A 20,491-nucleotide genomic window follows, 5' to 3' on the forward strand; every position below is an offset into this window, starting at 1 on the left:
TTGATGGACCTGTTAAAACAGGAGAATCTCTGGAAATTCCTGTGCCAGAAAAACAATCTCCGCCTAGACATCTACAATGTGGATGGCTCTATCCACTATGTGGTCATTCGGCCACGATTAATATTGGACTATACATTTCCCATGAAAAATCCCTCCGTTGGGTATTTAGCTGTTTACGATAAGGGCTTTGATAAAGAGCAAATTCGAAAAAATTACATCTCAGAAAAAAAGACCTTTGGTTTCAAAAGCAGTGGCTTAAATCTACAAAACGGCCCGCAAAAACTGCCTTCCAACTTATCCACGCTTAGCAAAAAATATTCTCTCAAACTCATGGAAGACCTCGATGGCAAAAACAGAATTGAGCTCTACCCCTTTCAATCCACCAATATTTTCGAACTCATCGACACCATCAACCAGCTATCCCAGCACATCAAACAAGTCAACTTCTTCACTCCCCTTCCTCAAAAAACATCAAAAGGGGCTTGATTTTATCTTCTGAAATCATCGTATTTATTTGAGCCTACTTTCCTACAAGAATATCTAACCCTATAAAAACCAAAAATATTTAGCAAATTAATCTTATTTACGATAGTAGTAGTGCTTTACAAGATCTTGGATAAGCCATAAAAAAAGCTCAGGTTCATCTGAGCTTTTTTTAATTGATATCTTTCAGAATTTTTAGTTTTGCACATTAATAAGAGATTCTCTTCTTCTCATCTTGCCAGCTGGCAATCCGTACATCATTTTGAATCTTCTACAGAAGTACGCGGTGTCTTTGTATCCTACTTCCTTCCCGATATCCCGGATACTTTTTTTGGAAGTACGAAGCAATTCTACAGCCGCTTCCATACGCTGATATTCGATGTAATCCTGAGGATTGATGCCAGTCAACATTTTGAAATACTGGCCAACATAATCTTCGGAAACATTGGCAACTTTTGCCAATACCTTATTGGATAGATCACCACCAATGTTTTTCTTGATATAATTAAAGAGATCAATCAGGCGTGGATCTTTGAAATACGTACTATTGGTGGACAATTCCTCCATGAACAATCTGTTCTTAAGAATGTGTCGGACGATTTCAATCACCAATAATTCTGAGTGGATTTTCAATACCCGCTCTTTTCCTGGGGTACTTTGTTCGGACTCTTTGACGATGTCCTCTACAATAGTTGCCAAGCGATCATTGAAACGGATCACAAATGGAGGAATACCTAAGGAATTGAAGAAATTGACTACATCAAATACCTTAGCTTCAAAGTTTACTACAGAAATACAATCCTCATCCAAAGATTTGATTTCACGGAAACTTACTGTTTGAAGAAACTTTCTTTTTTGGTCTAGGAACCCCTCGTTATCTACTTCTGATTTTTTGTGACCAGAACCAAAAGTCACTTGGGTTGCCCTTCCTGCGGGAATGAACAAAATCTCCCCTTCATTGACAAGCTCTTGTTCCTCCGAAAACTTGATAGACCCTTGATGAAGTAATATGATAGAGTTCTCTGTTTCTATATAGTCGGAAACGGAGACAGCTTTTTCAATCTTGTAATTGGTCCCCTTCAAAAAACGGACTCCTACCGATTCGATGACTTTATTGTAATATTCCATGATGTATAGCGTAGCGGTTTCGAATGTAAAACTAAAATATTTTTCTAAATTTAAATCGAAAAAGTAAATAATAATTCAAAATAGCACAAAAAAAGGCATAAAAGTTAAATTTTATGCCTTCCATACTGCAATTAAAGTACTATTTCAAAATACCTCGGGATATTACTATTTTCTGAATCTCACTCGTACCCTCGTAAATTTGGGTGATCTTAGCATCTCTCATCAAGCGCTCCACATGGTATTCTTTTACGTATCCATAACCACCATGCACCTGCACGGCTTCTACGGTCACATTCATGGCAACTTCAGATGCGTATAATTTTGCCATAGCACTGGCATGCGCATAGTCTTGACCATTGTCCTTTAACCAAGCTGACTTCAACACAAGCAGCCTTGCAGCTTCAATTTGAGTAGCCATATCAGCTAGTTTGAATTGTATGGCTTGGTGTTGACTAATCGTCTTGCCAAATGCTTTCCGCTCTTTAGAATAAGCCAATGCCAACTCATAAGCACCGGAAGCAATCCCTAAAGCCTGAGCGGCAATACCGATTCTACCACCATTCAAGGTTTCCATGGCAAAGGTAAATCCAAAGCCTTCCGCACCAATTCTATTTTCTACAGGTACTTTGACATCTGTAAACATCAAGGAATGGGTGTCTGATCCTCTGATACCTAGTTTGTCCTCTTTTTTCCCAACTACAAAACCATCCCAGCCTTTTTCTACAATGAATGCGGAGATGCCTTTATGGCCTTTTTCAACATCGGTTTGGGCAATCACCAAATAAACTGATGCAGTGTTCCCATTGGTAATCCAATTTTTGGTACCATTCAGGATGTAATGATCTCCTTTGAGTTCGGCAATCGTCTTTTGGGAAGTAGCATCCGAACCAGCTTCTGGCTCCGACAAACAAAAAGCACCGATAATTTCTCCGGCGGCCAAGGGCTTCAAATACTTTTCTTTCTGCGCCTCTGTACCGTATTTTTCAAGTCCCCAACAAACCAAGGAATTGTTTACTGACATGGAAACAGAAGCAGAAGCATCGATTTTGGAAATTTCTTCCATAGCCAACACATACGAAATGGTATCCATACCACCTCCATTATATTTGGGATCCACCATCATGCCCATAAAGCCCAATTCTCCCATTTTCTTGATCTGCTCATAGGGAAATCTAGCTTCTGTATCTCTTTCAATAACCTCTGGCAACAACTCTGTTTGGGCAAAATCTCTCGCCGCGTCCCGCACCGCTAGGTGCTCCTCTGTGTATTCGAAATGCATATAAACGATTGAGTATTTGGGTTTAACTTATTCGGACTCGAATTTAACACCAAAAAAAATAAGGGACAATGAAATGCCCCTTATTTGTAAACTCAAATTGAGATTTTCAGTTTCTATTAGTCTCTATTTCCGAAGAATACCATGATGTAGTAGGCCAAGGTAACCAAAGATGCCAAAGCCGCTACAACGTACGTCATGGCCGCCCACTTCAATGCATCTTTTGACATAGCATATTCATCCGCAGTGACCACATTCCTTTGCTTCACCCAAGCCAGCGCTCTGGCACTTGCATCAAATTCTACAGGCAGTGTCACCAAGGTAAATAAGGTCATCACACTGTAGGAACCTACCACAATATATCCAATAAACTCATAAGGTAATCCCAATGCAAAACCACCAAATAAAGAAGCAATCAATACTATATTCAATATTTTGGCACTGGCATTTTGCACAGGCACCATAGCGGAACGGAAGTTTAACCACGTGTAGGAACGAGCGTGCTGAATGGCGTGACCACATTCGTGTGCGGAAACGGCAGCTGCTGCAGCATTTCTTCCGTAATACACGTCTGGACTTAAATTCACGGTCTTGTTCATAGGGTTGTAATGGTCAGTTAATTGACCTTCTACACTCACCACTTGTACATCATAAATGCCACTGTCTGCCAACATCAATTCAGCAATTTCTTTTCCTGAAAGATTGGCTTTCAAAGATGTCTGCGAGTACTTTTTGAATTTACTCTTCAATCTGTTGCTGACGATAAACCCTAAAGCAGCAAAGAAGATGAAAATTAAAATAATCATAGTTTTAAATTTGTTAGCTAGTTTTTTTACGAAGTTAAGAAGTTTTAGATGCTTTCTGAGCAGTAATTTTTATGAAATATCCCAAACTGAATAATCCCAAGACAATTACCAATAACATCTGCACACCATGGATAATGGCTGCAAATATTTTACCGTCAGCTTCTTCCAGCCCAAATGCAAACAAAATGTAGGCCACAAGGGCATGAAAGGTCCCAATTCCACCTTGCACAGGCGCAACCATGCCAATACTTCCCATCACCATTACCAATAAAACTGAACTTAATGACAGACTGGCAGTAGCAGGGATGGCCCATGCCACTGTAAGCATGGTTAAATAGTAACTGACCCAGATGAGTGTAGAACTTCCCCAAAATCCCCATTGATTTTTCACAACCCTTAGACTAATGATTCCACGAACCATATCCCGCAAGAAATGTCGAATTTTTTTAAATATAGAGTGATGTTGGTACTTTTTGAAGACCAAAAACAGAAACAATACTGCAATACCCAATCCTCCAATCACCAATGGGAGTGCTCCAGAAATTTTTCCCAACAAAGCATCCAAAGAAACCAATTCACTTAAAAGACTCAAAAAAAGTTGACGCTCGATAATAAATGCTAGCAGAATAGTGCCGAGCATAAATAACAAATCGATCGTTCGCTCCAAAACAACTGTTCCAATCAGTCCGCCCAGTTGTTTATCCTCTGTTTTGACCAAGACACCACAGCGCGCAATTTCTCCAGCTCGGGGAACAGCTAGATTCGCTAAATAGCCTATCATCAAAGCAACGAAAGCTCTCATGGTTTTAGTCCGCACCTGAGCATCTGCATCAATGAGCAAAGTCCATCTCCAAGCGCGTAACCAAAATCCAAGTACTGAAATAATCAGTGAAATAGCCAACCAAAAGAAGGATGACTCTAAAAACATAGCAATCAGGCTAGACCAAGAGATATCTTTGTATAAAAACCAAAATATCCATCCTGCCAAAGCAAGCGATAATGCTACCTGAAAAAACTGCTTTCCTGTTAGCTTCAAATTAAATCAATTTATTGTGGTCATCGGGGAAGATGACTTTTGGCTGATATTTTTTTGCATCCTCAAAATCCATATAGCAATAAGAAATGATAATCACAACATCTCCAACTTGGGCTTTTCTTGCGGCAGGACCATTTAAGCAAACCATTCCAGAACCTCTCTCTCCTTTGATAAGGTAGGTCTCCAGTCGCTCACCATTATTAATATTGACAATCTGAACTTTCTCATTTTCGATCATATTGGCAGCGTCCATCAAGTCTTCATCGACGGTAATGCTTCCTACATAATGCAATTCTGCTTGGGTAATTTTAACTCGGTGAATTTTCGATTTTAAAATCTGGATTTGCATAACTTTAATTTTGCCGCAATATTACAAATTAACTGGTAGGTTATCTATCAATCGCACCTCACCTATGAAACAAGCAATAACCAAGGATAATGTTTTGGTGGCATCATAGGAGGATTGGGATTCGAGTGTGTAAGTATCTACCAATTCCAAATATTCCATTCTTGCCGACGGTTCTTGTTGGATATGGGTAAGGGCTTCTTGACGGGTGTGTAACCAATCACTTCCTGCAATTAGTTCATTCCTGCAAAAATTTAATACACGGTATAGCAATCTTGCAGCAATTCTTTCATTAGGAGTTAACCGGAGATTGCGGGAGGACATAGCCAACCCATCAGCTTCACGCATGGTCGGCACCACCTCAATCCTGACATCAATCGAAAGATCCTGAACGAGCGTTTTGATGATCGCCACTTGCTGTAGATCCTTCTGCCCAAAGAAAGCAACCTGAGGCTTAACAAAATTTAACAACTTGGAAACCACGATTCCTACTCCACTAAAATGTCCCGGTCTGAAAGCGCCTTCCAAGACTTGTTCTATCGGACCAAAATTTATAGTTAAAACAGGCTCTTGAGGATATAATTCCTCTTTTGAAGGAATAAAAACAATATCCACTCCCTCCTTTTGAAGTAAGTCCAAATCCTTTTCTATGGTTTTTGGGTAAGTAGAAAAATCTACCAAACTGTTGAATTGAAGGGGATTTATAAAGATGGAAACTACTGTTATATCAGAAACTGATTTGGATGCTTTCACGAGTGATAGGTGCCCTTCATGCAATGCCCCCATAGTGGGTACAAATCCTATAGTCTGATTATCAATTCGGTAGGAATTAAGCGAGGTTTCTAATTCCTGAATAGTTTTTGCAATTTTCAACGATTGTGTTTTTCAAATGTAAAATAGAGGCAAAACTAGTTTATTCCTCAGAATAACAATGGTTTTGCCAGTTTTTTTTTGTACCTTTGTACATTATTATTTACTACACAAATAAAAAGGTATGTCAAAACTTCGTATCCTCTACGTAGCAAGTGAAATCAACCCATTCTTACAAACATCAGAAGTAGCAAATTTCGTCAGAGCTTTACCGCAGGCAATGCAGGAAAAAGGTATGGAAATTCGTATTCTTGTGCCTAGGTTTGGGTTAATTAATGAAAGAAAAAATAGATTGCATGAGGTTGTTAGACTTTCTGGAATTAACATTGCAGTGGGAGAAGAGGAGAAGCCTTTGATTATCAAGGTTGCATCAATCCCAAATGCGAAACTTCAGGTTTATTTCATAGACAACGAAGACTATTTTCAACGAAAGAGCGTTTTCCATGATAAACAGGAAAAATTCTACGAAGATAACGATGAACGAGCGATCTTCTTTTGTAAAGGAGTGATTGAGACAGTAAAAAAATTGGGATGGGCTCCTGACATTGTTCATTGCAATGACTGGATGACAAGCTTGGTACCCATGTACTTGAAGACAACCTACAAAAACGAGCCATTATTTAAAGAAACAAAATCAGTATTCGCTATTTATAATAACGGATTTACCCATAAATTTGGAGATGATTTATTCGATAAGGTGAAGATGGTCGATATTGACGACAACATTTTGGCCCCGTTAAAATCCAAAGATTTCGAAGGTTTCCTCAAAATCGGTATGGAATATGCCGATGTTGTTATCAAAGCAGAGGATATTTCCGAAAATTTAAACCAACTTATTGAAGAGCACTCAAAAAATAAACAGTGTGAAATTAACAGCGAAGAAGAAGAACTTTTTGAAAGTTACTACAATATTTACACGGAACTTGCCAACTAAGCTAGTTTCAGTATTACTATTATTTTCAATCATTGCTATCTCATGTTCAGACCCATCCAGTATTGGTTTGGACTTAGATCCTAACAATAATCAGATAGGGGTAAGTTATATAGAGATACCCCTATCTGCTAAAGTTGTAAAATTCGACTCAACTTCAACAACCAATAACAACCATCTTGTTTTTGGACATGATTCAGGGGATTTCTTTGGAGAAAGTGAAGCTATTGCCTATTCTAGACTCTTCTTTAATCGAGATATCAATTTTCCGAGTGCCAATGCTACTTTGGATTCTGTCCGATTTAATTTTAATGTAAGATTTGTATTAGCTGATAATCTATCGACTCCTAGGACCATTCGCGTTCACCAATTGAAAGAGCAGATTAGAGATCGAATTTACTACACTACAGATGGATTGGACTTTGAGGAAGAACCTATTTTTTCCGCAGCTTTCAATTTCGGAAATAGACAAGATACACTAGTCAGTGCAAAAGTGGATAATGAGTTTGTTAGAAACCTATTTGAAGAGATCAAATCAGGTCAAAACTTCACGGATATCTTTACATTTAGAGAGTTTCTTCCAGGATTTGCCTTTACTGGAGATAAAAATGAGCAAACAGCTTTCACAATACGACCAGGAAGCAACACGGGTATGGTATTCTTTTATAGAAATGAGGGAGATACTGTCTCAAGAACATATCCAATAGCCACAGGACTCAACTTTAATGTAGCGAGACACTTTTCTCAATACAAGGCCAACACTACAGGAGCAGCAGTTGAAAATGTAACACAGGCACACGTGGCATACGATGTTGGTGACAAAGTGGGCATGAAAGGCCTATCCAATATGCTTGTGAAACTGGAAACTGAGGCACTTTCACGCTTTTTGGATACTTTACAAAACGTAACCTTCAATCGTGTAATCCTTGAAATGGGGCCTTTACAAAAGAACAGAGCAACACATCGCCCTTTCGATGCAAGCATCATGTACTTCACCAATGAAACCAATAGGATCCTTAGAAGAACTGACGGCAGACAGTTGTTTGTACAACCTGATAACAGACCTCAATTTGATCCTGAAACTGGCGAACCTGCTTCTGATACTCCTGCTTTATTATTTCATGATAGGGAAAATAATATCATGTTACAATCCTTGACAGCACACGTGAATGCTATTTATAGAGGGAGGTTACAGAGAAGAGATTTACTCATATACCCAGGCCAAGCTGGATCAGATGATTTCACGTTTTCAATGAAGGAAAATGTTTGGGATAAAAATACCATTAAGTTAAAAATCTTCTATTCAAGAACGCGGGTACTTTAACCCGCGTTTTTTTATTTAAGCCTATTCAACTGGCACGGTTTTTTCGAGAAAGTGAAAAAACCGATTGAAAAATTAAACATTAATTTGAAAAAGCGTACTTTTGGAATTATAAATTTTTAACTATGTGCGGAATTGTAGCTTATGTTGGTCAGCAAGAAGCGCTGCCAATAATTATCAAAGGATTAAAAAGACTAGAATACAGAGGGTATGACAGTGCCGGTGTTGCATTGTTGACCAAAGATGGATTAGGAGTCTATAAGAAAAAGGGGAAAGTTTCTGAATTGGAAAACCATTTATCAGAATTTTCTGATTTACATTCTAAGATTGGTATCGGTCACACACGTTGGGCTACCCATGGAGAACCAAATGATGTAAATGCCCACCCTCACTACTCTGCTAGTGAAAAGTTTGCCATGATTCATAATGGCATTATCGAAAACTACGACGTATTGAAAAAAGACCTCCTAAACAAAGGGTATGTTTTCCATTCGGAAACTGACTCTGAGGTGTTTATTAAATTCATCGAAGATATCTATGTCAATAACTATTGCAGTCTAGAAGAGGCTGTTCGCTTAGCTTTGCACAAAGTGGTAGGTGCTTATGCGATTGTAATTGTTAACAAAGAAGAACCAGACACCTTAATTGCTGCTAGAAAAGGTTCTCCGCTAGTAATCGGCGTAGGACAGGATGAGTATTTCCTAGCTTCCGATGCTACGCCTATCATTGAATACACCAATCAGGTGGTTTACTTAGATGACTATGAGATTGCAGTGATTCGTGACAATCAGTTACAAATCAAAACGATCGAAAATGTAGAGACCAATCCGTATATCAATCAGCTGGAGCTTGAATTGGAAGCCATTGAGAAAGGTGGTTACGATCACTTTATGTTGAAAGAAATCAACGAGCAGCCAAGATCTATCGCAGATTGTATGCGTGGTCGATTAGATGCCAAAAATGGTCGTTTGGTTTTGGGTGGTTTGAGAGACTACATGAACAAATTCCAAAATGCCAAGCGTATCATCATCACTGCATGTGGTACTTCCTGGCATGCCGGTCTTGTAGCAGAATACTTATTTGAGGAATTTGCAAGAATTCCTGTAGAAGTAGAATACGCTTCTGAGTTTCGCTATAGAAACCCAGTAGTTGGTCCTGAAGATTTCATTATCGCCATTTCTCAATCCGGGGAAACCGCAGATACTTTGGCAGCTATCGAATTGGCCAAATCCAAAGGTGCAACTATTTTCGGTGTTTGCAACGTGGTGGGTTCATCTATTGCAAGAGCAACCCATGCAGGTTCTTATACTCACGCAGGTCCAGAAATCGGAGTGGCATCAACCAAAGCCTTTACGGCACAGATTTCTGTATTGACCATGATGGCTCTGAAATTGGGTTATCAGCGGGGCACACTTTCTGAAAGTCGCTACATGCAATTATTAAGCGAGTTGGAAACTATCCCTTCAAAAGTAGAACGTGCGCTTAAACTCAACGATAAGATTCAAGTAATTGCTGAAAAGTATAAGGATGCCAGAAACTTTCTATATCTAGGTCGGGGATATAATTTCCCTGTTGCGTTAGAAGGAGCATTAAAGTTGAAAGAAATTTCCTATATCCATGCAGAAGGCTATCCTGCTGCAGAAATGAAGCACGGGCCAATTGCTTTGATCGATGAAGAAATGCCGGTTGTATTTATTGCTACCAAAGACTCTTCGTACGAAAAAGTAGTCAGCAATATTCAAGAAGTAAAAGCAAGAAAAGGAAAAATCATTGCAGTAGTTACCGAAGGAGATGATACAGTAAAGCACATGGCGGACTATATCATTGAAATCCCAGATACAGAAGAGGCATTTGTGCCGTTGATTTCCGTGATTCCTTTGCAGCAGCTCTCTTATCATATTGCCGTTATGAGAGGCTGTAACGTAGATCAACCAAGAAACTTGGCAAAATCGGTAACGGTGGAATAAGTATTAAATTCAGTCAGTAAAATTGGTGCATCTTTTCAACGATTGCCGACTCTACTGTCTGATTTTATGATAACTGAAGAAAGTTTACAAGTCCTGGATCCGTTCAGGACTTTTTTATTACCCGACTTATGATCAACTACACAAAAAGAGGAAATGGCCCAGCGCTTATATTGATTCATGGATTTTGTGAATCCTTGGAAATGTGGGCTCATTGGATGCCAACTTTAGCTCAAACACACTGTGTTTACGCTATTGACCTCCCCGGTTTTGGGAAAAGTCCTCTGATCGAATCAACCATCAGTATGGAATCTACAGCAGTAATCCTTCAGGAATGGCTTGATCAAGAAGGCATTTCCGATCCAACCATCATTGGTCATTCCCTAGGGGGTTACGTGACGCTTGCCATGGCAGAACTTATGGGTATTGGCATCAAAGGGATAGGATTATTCCATTCCACTGCATTTGCGGATACTGAGGAGAAGAAGCATACGCGCAACAAAACCCACCAATTCATTAGGAAGTTTGGGGTAGAGAAATTCATTGACTCTTTTGTACCTTCCCTTTTTTCAGAGGAAAACAGACTCAAGAACTTTCAAGAAATCGAACTCTTGATACAAGCAGGCAGGAAAAGCAGCAAGGAAGGTGTCCTAGCATACATTTTGGCAATGCGAGATCGAAAAGACCGGATGGATATTTGGCAGAACTTCCCAAATCCAAAACTCGTGATAGCAGGATATTACGACTTAGCCGTCAATATCGAACAAAGCCGCCTGCATAAGCCATATACCCAATTTTACCACGAATTACCCCATGCAGGCCACATGGGAATGTTTGAAGCAAGCGAAACTACTTTAAAACTTCTACAAAACTTCCTAAAACAATTATGACATCAAAAAAGCCTTACAGTCAATAGCTGAAAGCTTTCATTTTTACCACAGGATGGGGATAGTTACCCCCTAAACTTACCTGATATTTGCGCAGGTCCGAAGCATGCAAGGTGTACGGCTGATGTATATCAAAACCAGGAATTTGAGCTAATTCCGGAATCCAATGCCTGATATAATCTCCTTTTTTGTCGTAGTTCTGAGCTTGCTTAAGGATATTAAAATATCTGTTTTCCCGAGGATCATTACCTACTCCAGCAACATACATCCAGTTACCCCAATTGCTGCAGACATCATAATCGATCAACATAGACTCAAAATAAGAAGCTCCCCAACGCCAATCAATCCCCAAATCATTTACCAAAAATGAGGCGACATTTTGCCTACCCCTGTTGGACATAAAACCCGTCTGATTCAGCTCTCGCATATTTGCATCAACAAAAGGGATTCCGGTTTGCCCCTCAGCCCAGCGCCAAAACATGGATTCATTTCTACTCCATTGCTCCTCCACAATACGAATGCCTTTCAGTTGAAAGACCTTGTTTCCATGTTTTTTACATATAAACCGGAAATAATCCCTCCATATCAATTCAAAAACCAACCAATAGGTGGATTGATTTTTTTTACGTTCTTTTTCATAGCGTAAAACCTCCCAATAAATGTATTTGGGAGAAATACAGCCTAAAGCTAACCAAGGAGAAAATTTACTGCTGTAATCTGCTCCCAACAATCCATTTCGGGTCTCTTTATAAACTTTCAACAGATCTTGTTCCCAAAAGTAGGTTTGAAGTCGCCCAAGAGCCGCCGATTCACCACCTTCAAATCTCAACACACCGCTCGACGGTATCTCAGGCTCATTCAAACCTAGAACTTTTAAGGAAACTTCGTTGGACTCTGCATCCGAAAATGCAGGAGTATTTATTGAATCAGGTGTTGGAAACACCTTTTGAATTCGAACAAATTTTTCGCATTCCTTTCGGAACTGTGTGAATACCTCAGGAGTTTGGGTGACAGGAAACGGAAGATCCTGTAAGTGGAAGAGTGTACTTTGCCAAAATACCTCGGTTTTAATCCCTTTGGCCCATGCGTTTTGTTCCAATGCTTCTTCTACTTTTTTCTCTTCATCTGTCACTTCCTCCGAAAAGAAGATGGCACTAGCTTGGTATTTTTCCGCAATTGATACCAGTAACTCTTCTGGCTTTCCCTTTAGTACTAACAAATTCGCGCCTTTTTCTTGCAAGGTTCGTTTTAAATTCTCTACTGACTCTATCAGAAATTTGGCTCTAAGAGCTCCGGTTTTTGGTAGGCCCAGTATCATTTCATCAAATTGCCTTTCATCATAGCAGTACACAGGTATGACCTCCTCATACTTTTTTACTGCGGAAAATAAGGATGCATTATCATGCACCCTTAAATCATTTCTAAACCAAACTACAACTCTATTTTTGTTCATTTAGTGTTCTAACAGCTTATTTAATCAAAGTGTTTAAGGGTTTTTCGAAATATTATGTACCTTCATAGATTCATGAAATAAGTACACCAAATTCATAAATCAACTACAATCACTCTATGAGAATCCTTACGCTAATTTTCTTCATTTTTGCTTCAACAGTTTGGGCTCAGGATAAACCTGCCAATGAAAAATTTCTTGATCAACTACGTAAACATTGTGGTAAATCATTTGAAGGAGAACTAGTTACACCGGTAGGTCCTAATGATCAGTTTGCTGGCAAACGATTGGTTATGCATGTAGTGGACTGTGGAGAGGACTTTGTGCATATTCCCTTTTTTGTAGGAGATGATAAATCAAGAACATGGGTAATCACCAAAGAAGGGGATCGATTGAAATTAAAGCATGATCATCGCCATGAAGATGGTAGCGAAGATGAGGTAACACAATATGGAGGACTTACTTCTAATACTGGCATGGAGAACATTCAATTTTTCCCAGCAGATCAAGAAACTACAGATTTGATTCCTTACGCAGCGAATAATGTGTGGTGGATTACGGTTGATGACAACTCTTTTACATACAATCTTCGTAGAATAGGATCAGAAAGATATTTTTCTGTAAAATTTGATCTGACAAAAGAGGTAGAAAGCCCTGGGCCGGCTTGGGGTTGGGAATAATTCTCCCAAAACTGATTTAGCCCGAAGAACATATGAAAAAAATCAAGCATCCATCGTTTTTTCTAGTGGTATTGGCGTTAATTACTGCTTGCCAAACCCAAGATTCACCACCACTCAGTACACTTGTACAAGATTGGCTTAGTAAAGAGGGAAAAGAAGAATTTCTAGGTAGCCCTTTTTTTGCAGCTGGTGACAGAGTGTATCTTGTAGGTCATCAAGACGGTAGCTTTCCTGATTTGGGCTGGCATGTGGAAGGAGAAATGGGAGGTATTTGGAATCATCCCATCAAATTAATGGATGGATTCAGTGCTGCCATCAATTTGGACAATACCCTTTTTTGCTTAAACCAAGCAGATAGATTTGTCAATTACCCGATAGGTAACAAGCACCTATTTGAATCTACCGTACCGGGATTGAAAATCGAGCGTTTTCAATTTGTGCCAGAGGGAAAAGAAGGGGTAGTTATCGAATTTACATTTCAAAATACCGGAACGAGCACTCAAAATTTTGAATTTACCTGGGTAGGGCATACGGATTTACAGCCTGTTTGGCTAGGTGAGCGTACAGGTATGATTGACCATCCCGACGAAATTAGCTATGATGCTGATCGCGAAGCCTGGCTGGGAAAAGACCAAGGAAACGAGTGGTATGTACTTTTTGGGGCTAATAAATCTCCTAATTCCTATCAAGGAGGAACAGAAGACCCATGCGATTATCAACCTCGAGGGATGGGTACAAAGGGAAGACTCAATTATTCACTGAAGCTAAAAAGAGGGGCACGTGAAACCATTCGTTTTGTTGTGGCAGGATCTTACACTTCCCAAACTGCAACCGAGAATTCTTTTGATGATTTGATGCAGCATGCTGAAAATTACCTCAAAGAAAAGCGTCAACATTATCAGGATATCGCAGAGCTTGCAAAAATCAGCATTCCGAATAGGGATATCCAAGAAGCATTCACTTGGGTAAAATTCAATACTGAGTGGTTGGTAAGGGATGTACCAGAGATTGGAAGAGGCTTGGGAGCAGGCATGCCTGACTATCCTTGGTGGTTTGGTGTGGATAATGAGTACACGTTAAAAGGAGCTATCGCAACTGGTAGAAAGGATTTGGTGTATGCTACCATCGATCTGATCCACAATCTATCGGAAGCCAATGGTAATGGACGGATTATTCATGAAGTGAGTACCAATGGAGCTGTATTCAACCCAGGAAATATTAACGAAACACCTCAATTTGCATCGCTCATCTGGTGGGTGTATCGTTGGACGGGTGATGGGGAGTTTTTGGAGAAATACTATCCTACCATTCAGAAAGGCCTGACTTGGCTTATGGAAGCAAATGACTTGGATGGAAACCTTTTCCCTGATGGCTATGGTATGATGGAAATCCATGGCCTTGAATCAGAAATGATCGATGTGGCAGTATACACACAGCAAGCATTTGCAGATGCCTACGAAATGGCCAAAGAACTTGGAAAAGAAGAAGACGCTTACTATTACCAAACAATTGCCGAAAAGCTCCAAGTCAAAATCAACGAAGAATTTTGGGTTCCAGAGTTTAATAGTTTTGCTGATTTTATCGGCACAACTAGTGAAGCGCTTCATTTGATAGATGCAGCCATCATACGGGCAGACACCTTAAACAAACCTTGGGCAGTGGAAGAACTAGAGGAAACTAAGCGCAGAATTTCCAAGTATCCAAAAGACAAAAAGCAGGGCTTTGTTGTGTTTCACAATTGGGTGGTCAATACACCCATGGAAATGGGGATAGCAGATCCAGATAAAGCGATTATTGCACTAGACAAAGGTGCAAGATTTGTTAATCCATTTGGCGTATTTGTGACAGGGATTGATCGGGATGATGCTGCTGATTATGAGGATGGTTCATTTATAGGTAGTAAAGTGTTCTCATACACAGGTGCTGTCATGACGCTCCCTACGGGTGTATCCATTATTGCAGAAAATAATTACAATCGCCCCGACCGGGCTTTGGAATACATGCAGCGGATGACACGCTCTTTCAGCTTTGCTTTGCCAGGCTCGATTTATGAAGTATCACCTGATTACGGGATGATGAGTCAGGCTTGGAATCTTTACAGTTATGGAGTACCGATTGTTACTCAATTTTTTGGTATAGAGCCAGAGGCACACCGTAAGAAAGTAAATTTGAGCCCAAAACTTCCGAGGGATTGGAATGATATCAGCATAGAACATATTCTCGTGGGCACCAACGAATTGTCTGTGGCCTATCAACAAACTGCTAATACATTTGAAGCCCTGATACAACAAAAAGAAAAAGATTGGGACTTGGTATTTCATATTCCTCCAGGAGAGTGGCAATCAGTAGAAGTAAATGGAACCAACTTGACCCTTGAAAAAAGTATCCAAGCTAAGGGAAATGAAATCCTTATTCGGTTACGAAAATGATAAAATTTTGCAAATTCCTGTGTTTTATAAAAAAAGTACAGGAATTTTCTAAATATCAGCATAGATTTGCTTTCGAAAAAGAACTTTCGAGTCCCAACAATGAAAGCACCGGAGCAATCAGCACCTATACCTTTGTCCTTTGCAGACAAACTTATTGAAGTTTTAGGAATTGTAGCCTTGGTATGGTTATGGTTAGAGACCGCCTATTTTCAACAGCTTGGTCAAGAACAAGTACCTGCTAATTATAATTTTTTTGAAACACCTAGTGACTATTGGGCGAGTAAAATGACTTTTGCCGTACCTTTAGTTGCAACTTTTTTTTATATTGGGATAAGTTGGTTTAATTTTTATAATCGGGATATCGATCACTTAGTAGATGCATCTACAGATAAAAAAAGAGCCCTTATTGCCATTAATCGCAGACTGTGGCGTTGGGTAAAATTAAACTTAATCATCATATTTTTGATGATTGAGTATTTCTCTTTTCATACCGGGTCCAATTATGGAACAGGTGTACCTACATGGATGATTTTGTTTTTCCCACTGATTTTATTCAGTCCCCTCGTATACTTCTTCATCGAGTATTCCAAAAGTCAACTTAAATAAGGCTACTTAAATATTAAACCAGTAATTGAGTTTCATCACTAGGGCTCGCTGCTTCACTGCGAAATTGCTTGGGAAGTAATTATCTGTGTACACCAAGAAGAAATCAGATACAGGCGCATATCGCCATTGCAATCGGGTATTGATGTTGAGATTATCAATTTGATTGTTGTACTGCACAAAGGTGGTCCAAAATAAGTCTTTAGTAAACGTCAAATCAATCCTAGGGCCAATAAGAAATAGGTCGGCACTGTTTTGAGGCTCAGGTAAACGGATATTATTGTAGCTAAAGTTCATGGAAATATTAGCCAAATAACCCATCCTCCAGTTCATCGTGCCTGCCAATGTTTTGATATTACCCGTAAAATACTCCCCAATTTCTGCCCTCCCCACTACAGAAAAGACATTTCTTGGATTACTGAAATACCTCAAACCTATAAAATTATTTCGATATGCTGTTCCTGAAGCTAAGGGCTCGCCTCCCGTACGGGTAGGGTCAAAGGGAGCGAACAAATACGTAAATCGATTATTGGCGGATAGTGTCAACACAGATAAAGACTGAAATTGAACTCTATATTGCAAAGAATGAAACTCATCCGTTATACCTAAGGTCTCATTCCATAATACTTCGGATTCAAAACCAGGTCCATGACGGTTAATCCAATTGGATTTAGGAAAAAATTGATACCCCGCAGTAGCATAGCCGCGCTTGTAATCCCTTCTAGGGGTAAAGCCAACCTCAGGATTGAAATTCTCCGCAATATCCGAGTACCCAAGCCCCAAAGTCCAATTCAAATCATTGTAGGTAACCTGACCGTGGGCCGCATAACTTTTTTCAATTTTTTCAGCACCAAAGGTCTTATGATAGAAAAATTTACCGTTCCAACGATTATCCTTCGATGCCAAATTGTAATCTAGTCCAGCAAGCCTATTTTTTTGACTGGGATCGAACAGGGTATTTTCCTGACCAAGGTCGATTGTTTCCCTATTGATAAAAATTGCACCGATATTTGAGCGAGAGAAGACTTTTTTCTGAACTGCTGCTACGGTAAAGTTTTTCCCTGCAATTCCACGCTCCTCATCAGAGGCAGTTTGCATATTCATGGCACCTATTCTCCAATTATCATTTAACTTTCCACTCAGGCGAGCGCCAAAGAGGATCTGATTCTGTACATTTTGCCCCGTACGCTCATCTCTATCCACACCAATTCTCCGAGAGAAAAAAGGACGCACATTTTGGGTACCGAAGTCTGCGAATAAATCCGCATTTTCCAAAAAGAACTGCCTTCTCTCGGGAAAGAAGATTTCAAAGCGATCCAAATTAGTCACCTGTTCATCAACTTCGACTTGAGAAAAATCAGGATTGACGGTCAAATCTAGGTTCAATGCCGGTCCTACAGCTACTTTGGCATCCGCACCCACCGCGGGCTTAAGCGGATTGCCGGTGCCTTCCAGAAAATTACGGTCAGTACCAGCTGCCACATAAGGGATGAATGAGAGATTTGCTCCCTCTTTTTTCAATGGTTCTATGAAAATCAGCTTCCTAGAAAATGCCAAGGAGATGATGGAAAAATTACGAGGAATTGGGGTCCAAGTACTTCTTTCGGCATTTTCACTGTCAATCCTATAGAAATTTACATTCCAATTGATCGCTCCGTCATTATACCGCAAAGTAGAAAAAGGTATCGCGGCTTCAACTACCCAATAATCTTCATGAATTTTGGCGGCAGAATACCATTTATTATCCCAAGCTAGATTTAAATCTGAACCTTGAGCACCGCCATTGGCTATCAAAGATTCCCGCTGCACTCCATAAGGATTCACTCCAAATTGGAAAGCGTTTGTATTGTCATTGAAAGTATCAAAAACAAAACTTATTCCATCATTCTGCTCCCCTCTAAAATCCCTTCGAAGCGATGTACTGACATACTTATTTCGTGGACCTTTGTTGTACATGATAGCAGCTATGTACAAAAATTTATCATCATAAACTATTTTGACCTTCGACTGGGCAGAAGCAAGGGAAGTATCAGAGGGAAAAAATTGATAAAAATTGCTGGCCCAGTCTTGACTTGACCATACCTCTTCATCCAATTCTCCATCGATTTGAATAGGAACTGCAATCTTCTCTGCTATCAGAGGTGGTAGTGTCTGGGTGTATGCAATGGTAGCACCGAACCAAACACCTACTATTAGGAAAATAAGCAATCTCATACACTGGGTCTAACACTGCAAATTACTGGGAAATTTAACTAGCAGGAAAAAATTTATACCGAAGGCAAGAATATGTTTTAAATTTGAAACAATTGCAAATAAAAGCTTGAACAAACACTTGAGTTACTAGAAAAAATTTTATTTAGTTACCAGTTTACCAATTAAAGCAAATCATTAATCTTTGGTTCTAAACGATTGATAAGCTTATATATGGTTTCAAGCTTTAATGGCTTCACCTCAAAGTATTCTACTGAAGGATAACCCGCTGCCTTATCCATATCCAAAGGATCAATAGAACTCGTCAATACTACAACCTTGAAGGCTTTCTTGACTTCATCATCGAAATTTTGAAAAATATCTAAGAAACCCCAACCATCCAACCGAGGCATATTGAGGTCCAATAGTACCAATGAGGGACGTTTTGTTTCCTTAAACTCCTTCATTTGGGAAGGCTGCTGAATGAATTTCAATGCCTCATTGGCATCGGTAAATGGGATAATTTGACCCGGGAAACCAATCAGTTTCAAAAACTTTTCATTCATCAAATTGTAAACAAAATCATCATCTATAAGTATGATTTTTTGCCAAGCTTGATCCAATTTCATAGGTAAAAGTGTTTTCGATATCTAATGTAAGCATTATTTTGGTGAATTCAAGTAATGCCATCTATACAAATATATTACGATGCTAAGAAGATATTTTTATACATATCATCCAATTTGACAATCGGTATAATATTTATTCCAAACTTGGATAATTCTATTCCTTTCAATCCGTACTTGGAAACCATGATGCTTTTGAAACCTAGTTTTTCAGCCTCCGAAATCCTACTTTCAACTTTATGAACGGCCCTGATTTCCCCTCCCAAACCAACTTCACCCGCAAAACATAGGCTACTTGGAATAGCAGTATCTTCATAGGAAGAAATCAAAGAAGCACAGACAGCTAAATCCAAGGCTGGGTCATCCACCTTTAATCCTCCCGCGACATTCAAAAACACATCCTGTTGCCCTAGACGCATCCCCCCTCTTTTTTCCAACACCGCCAAAAGCATATTCAATCGCTTAGAATCAAAACCTGTACTACTTCGCTGAGGAGTTCCGTATGTCGCAGGACTTACCAAGGATTGTATCTCTATCAAGAGTGGCCTGTTGCCCTCCATCATAGCTCCAATAGAAACACCGTTGAGAATTTCCTCCCGTTGGGTAAGTAATATCTCAGAAGGATTAGCTACTTGTCTCAGTCCTTCTGCACGCATCTCATAGATTCCTAATTCATGGGTTGACCCGAAGCGGTTTTTGGAAGTGCGAAGAATCCTGTATGTTAAATGCCGATCTCCCTCAAATTGCAAAACTGTATCGACCATATGCTCCAGCACTTTAGGACCTGCAATTGTACCCTCCTTGGTAATATGACCAATTAAAAACACGGGAGTACCTGTCTCTTTGGCAAACTTCATCAATTCTGCTGTGCATTCTCGTACCTGTGAAACGGATCCTGCTGCAGACTCAACCAACTGACTATGCAAGGTCTGAATTGAGTCAATAATCAATAAATCTGGTTTCAAAAGATCTACCTGTGTAAATATTTGCTGAGTATTTGTTTCGGCTAACACATAGCAATTAGCTGATTTGAATGCCATACGATCAGCACGCATCTTTATTTGTTGCTCACTTTCCTCTCCTGACACATACAGCACCTTTAACTTCGAAAGCTCCAAGGCTATCTGCAAGAGCAAGGTGGACTTTCCGATCCCTGGCTCTCCTCCGATCAGAATGAGCGAACCTGGAACTATACCCCCTCCCAGAACACGGTTAAGTTCTGCATCTCTGGTAACTATCCGAGGCTGCTCTTCAAAATTTACCTCATGTAGCAACTTGGGGGCTTGGACTTTTCGCTCTTTGGAGGCTGTTGGTTTCCAACTTCCCAAGCCCGTTTCCTCCTTTTGAATCAATTCCTCCACATAAGTATTCCATTCCCCACAGGCAGGACATTTACCCAACCATTTGGCGGAATTGGCACCACAGTTTTGACAGAAATAACTGGTTTTTACTTTTGCCATATTGA

General features: G+C 39.7%; 18 protein-coding genes. 8 read left to right on the forward strand and 10 right to left on the reverse strand.

Translation table 11 applies throughout. The features are described 5' to 3' along the window. Positions 1-3 precede the first annotated feature (3 nt). Positions 4-486 (forward strand): hypothetical protein, encoded by a 483-nt coding sequence (locus ACXIUD_RS16875; RefSeq protein WP_458053823.1) that lies wholly within the window; start codon positions 4-6, stop codon positions 484-486. A 192-nt stretch (positions 487-678) separates the two neighbouring features. Here the strand turns inward: ACXIUD_RS16875 and ACXIUD_RS16880 are convergent, their stop codons facing one another. The 6 genes from ACXIUD_RS16880 to panC all read right to left on the reverse strand — a co-directional run bounded on the left by ACXIUD_RS16880 (position 679) and on the right by panC (position 5,948). Beyond that, complete coding sequence (locus tag ACXIUD_RS16880) at positions 679-1,611, reverse strand: helix-turn-helix domain-containing protein (RefSeq protein ID WP_458053824.1); 933 nt, start codon at positions 1,609-1,611, stop codon at positions 679-681. Between the two features lie 139 nt (positions 1,612-1,750). Then, entirely contained in the window at positions 1,751-2,890 is a 1,140-nt protein-coding gene (locus ACXIUD_RS16885) for an acyl-CoA dehydrogenase (protein WP_458053825.1), read from the reverse strand. A gap of 116 nt (positions 2,891-3,006) precedes the next feature. Continuing rightward, the gene (locus ACXIUD_RS16890) at positions 3,007-3,693 is read right to left on the reverse strand and encodes a zinc metallopeptidase (protein WP_189579322.1); all 687 of its coding nucleotides are present in this window, start codon (positions 3,691-3,693) and stop codon (positions 3,007-3,009) included. Positions 3,694-3,727: 34 nt separating this feature from the next. Beyond that, the gene (locus tag ACXIUD_RS16895) at positions 3,728-4,729 is read right to left on the reverse strand and encodes a lysylphosphatidylglycerol synthase transmembrane domain-containing protein (protein WP_458053826.1); all 1,002 of its coding nucleotides are present in this window, start codon (positions 4,727-4,729) and stop codon (positions 3,728-3,730) included. A gap of 1 nt (position 4,730) precedes the next feature. After that, positions 4,731-5,078 carry an aspartate 1-decarboxylase gene (gene panD, locus ACXIUD_RS16900; RefSeq protein WP_458053827.1) on the reverse strand — a complete coding sequence of 116 codons (348 nt, stop codon included), beginning with the start codon at positions 5,076-5,078 and terminating at the stop codon, positions 4,731-4,733. A gap of 21 nt (positions 5,079-5,099) precedes the next feature. After that, the gene (gene panC, locus ACXIUD_RS16905) at positions 5,100-5,948 is read right to left on the reverse strand and encodes a pantoate--beta-alanine ligase (protein ID WP_458053828.1); all 849 of its coding nucleotides are present in this window, start codon (positions 5,946-5,948) and stop codon (positions 5,100-5,102) included. Positions 5,949-6,069: 121 nt separating this feature from the next. Between panC and ACXIUD_RS16910 the strand changes: the two genes are divergently transcribed. From ACXIUD_RS16910 to ACXIUD_RS16925, 4 genes are all read left to right on the forward strand, one after another. Further along, positions 6,070-6,879: a glycogen/starch synthase gene (locus tag ACXIUD_RS16910; protein WP_189579326.1), complete on the forward strand. Its 810-nt coding sequence runs from the start codon at positions 6,070-6,072 to the stop codon at positions 6,877-6,879. Further along, entirely contained in the window at positions 6,869-8,200 is a 1,332-nt protein-coding gene (locus tag ACXIUD_RS16915) for a DUF4270 family protein (RefSeq protein ID WP_458053829.1), read from the forward strand. Before ACXIUD_RS16910 ends, ACXIUD_RS16915 begins: the two co-directional genes overlap by 11 nt. A gap of 122 nt (positions 8,201-8,322) precedes the next feature. Next, positions 8,323-10,164 carry a glutamine--fructose-6-phosphate transaminase (isomerizing) gene (gene glmS / locus ACXIUD_RS16920; RefSeq protein ID WP_458053830.1) on the forward strand — a complete coding sequence of 614 codons (1,842 nt, stop codon included), beginning with the start codon at positions 8,323-8,325 and terminating at the stop codon, positions 10,162-10,164. Between the two features lie 128 nt (positions 10,165-10,292). Further along, positions 10,293-11,051, forward strand: a complete 759-nt coding sequence (locus ACXIUD_RS16925; protein ID WP_458053831.1) for an alpha/beta fold hydrolase — start codon at positions 10,293-10,295, stop codon at positions 11,049-11,051. Positions 11,052-11,070: 19 nt separating this feature from the next. Here ACXIUD_RS16925 and ACXIUD_RS16930 read toward each other — a convergent pair whose 3' ends face one another. Beyond that, the gene (locus tag ACXIUD_RS16930; RefSeq protein WP_458053832.1) at positions 11,071-12,501 is read right to left on the reverse strand and encodes a DASH family cryptochrome; all 1,431 of its coding nucleotides are present in this window, start codon (positions 12,499-12,501) and stop codon (positions 11,071-11,073) included. A gap of 116 nt (positions 12,502-12,617) precedes the next feature. Between ACXIUD_RS16930 and ACXIUD_RS16935 the strand changes: the two genes are divergently transcribed. From ACXIUD_RS16935 to ACXIUD_RS16945, 3 genes are all read left to right on the forward strand, one after another. Continuing rightward, a complete protein-coding gene (locus ACXIUD_RS16935) occupies positions 12,618-13,178 on the forward strand; it encodes a hypothetical protein (RefSeq protein WP_458053833.1) in 561 nt (186 codons plus the stop codon). A gap of 32 nt (positions 13,179-13,210) precedes the next feature. Further along, on the forward strand, positions 13,211-15,607 hold the full coding sequence (locus ACXIUD_RS16940) for an alpha-L-rhamnosidase-related protein (protein WP_458053834.1): 2,397 nt from the start codon (positions 13,211-13,213) through the stop codon (positions 15,605-15,607). A gap of 99 nt (positions 15,608-15,706) precedes the next feature. After that, entirely contained in the window at positions 15,707-16,213 is a 507-nt protein-coding gene (locus ACXIUD_RS16945; protein ID WP_458053835.1) for a hypothetical protein, read from the forward strand. Positions 16,214-16,219: 6 nt separating this feature from the next. Here ACXIUD_RS16945 and ACXIUD_RS16950 read toward each other — a convergent pair whose 3' ends face one another. From ACXIUD_RS16950 to radA, 3 genes are all read right to left on the reverse strand, one after another. After that, complete coding sequence (locus ACXIUD_RS16950) at positions 16,220-18,424, reverse strand: DUF5916 domain-containing protein (protein ID WP_458053836.1); 2,205 nt, start codon at positions 18,422-18,424, stop codon at positions 16,220-16,222. Between the two features lie 161 nt (positions 18,425-18,585). Next, positions 18,586-19,029, reverse strand: coding sequence for a response regulator (locus tag ACXIUD_RS16955; RefSeq protein ID WP_458053837.1), 444 nt, complete (start codon positions 19,027-19,029; stop codon positions 18,586-18,588). A gap of 74 nt (positions 19,030-19,103) precedes the next feature. Further along, positions 19,104-20,486, reverse strand: coding sequence for a DNA repair protein RadA (gene radA / locus ACXIUD_RS16960; protein WP_458053838.1), 1,383 nt, complete (start codon positions 20,484-20,486; stop codon positions 19,104-19,106). Between the last annotated feature and the right edge of the window lie 5 nt (positions 20,487-20,491).

The organism is Mongoliitalea sp. (genome assembly GCF_054166905.1).

Bases quoted from the DNA above. Each gene is read 5' to 3' on its own strand.
- ACXIUD_RS16875 (WP_458053823.1), top strand. From the start codon at position 4: ATGGACCTGTTAAAACAGGAGAATCTCTGGAAATTCCTGTGCCAGAAA.
- ACXIUD_RS16880 (WP_458053824.1), bottom strand. From the start codon at position 1,611: ATGGAATATTACAATAAAGTCATCGAATCGGTAGGAGTCCGTTTTTTG.
- ACXIUD_RS16885 (WP_458053825.1), bottom strand. From the start codon at position 2,890: ATGCATTTCGAATACACAGAGGAGCACCTAGCGGTGCGGGACGCGGCG.
- ACXIUD_RS16890 (WP_189579322.1), bottom strand. From the start codon at position 3,693: ATGATTATTTTAATTTTCATCTTCTTTGCTGCTTTAGGGTTTATCGTC.
- panD (WP_458053827.1), bottom strand. From the start codon at position 5,078: ATGCAAATCCAGATTTTAAAATCGAAAATTCACCGAGTTAAAATTACC.
- ACXIUD_RS16910 (WP_189579326.1), top strand. From the start codon at position 6,070: ATGTCAAAACTTCGTATCCTCTACGTAGCAAGTGAAATCAACCCATTC.
- glmS (WP_458053830.1), top strand. From the start codon at position 8,323: ATGTGCGGAATTGTAGCTTATGTTGGTCAGCAAGAAGCGCTGCCAATA.
- ACXIUD_RS16925 (WP_458053831.1), top strand. From the start codon at position 10,293: ATGATCAACTACACAAAAAGAGGAAATGGCCCAGCGCTTATATTGATT.
- ACXIUD_RS16930 (WP_458053832.1), bottom strand. From the start codon at position 12,501: ATGAACAAAAATAGAGTTGTAGTTTGGTTTAGAAATGATTTAAGGGTG.
- ACXIUD_RS16935 (WP_458053833.1), top strand. From the start codon at position 12,618: ATGAGAATCCTTACGCTAATTTTCTTCATTTTTGCTTCAACAGTTTGG.
- ACXIUD_RS16940 (WP_458053834.1), top strand. From the start codon at position 13,211: ATGAAAAAAATCAAGCATCCATCGTTTTTTCTAGTGGTATTGGCGTTA.
- ACXIUD_RS16945 (WP_458053835.1), top strand. From the start codon at position 15,707: ATGAAAGCACCGGAGCAATCAGCACCTATACCTTTGTCCTTTGCAGAC.
- ACXIUD_RS16950 (WP_458053836.1), bottom strand. From the start codon at position 18,424: ATGAGATTGCTTATTTTCCTAATAGTAGGTGTTTGGTTCGGTGCTACC.
- ACXIUD_RS16955 (WP_458053837.1), bottom strand. From the start codon at position 19,029: ATGAAATTGGATCAAGCTTGGCAAAAAATCATACTTATAGATGATGAT.
- radA (WP_458053838.1), bottom strand. From the start codon at position 20,486: ATGGCAAAAGTAAAAACCAGTTATTTCTGTCAAAACTGTGGTGCCAAT.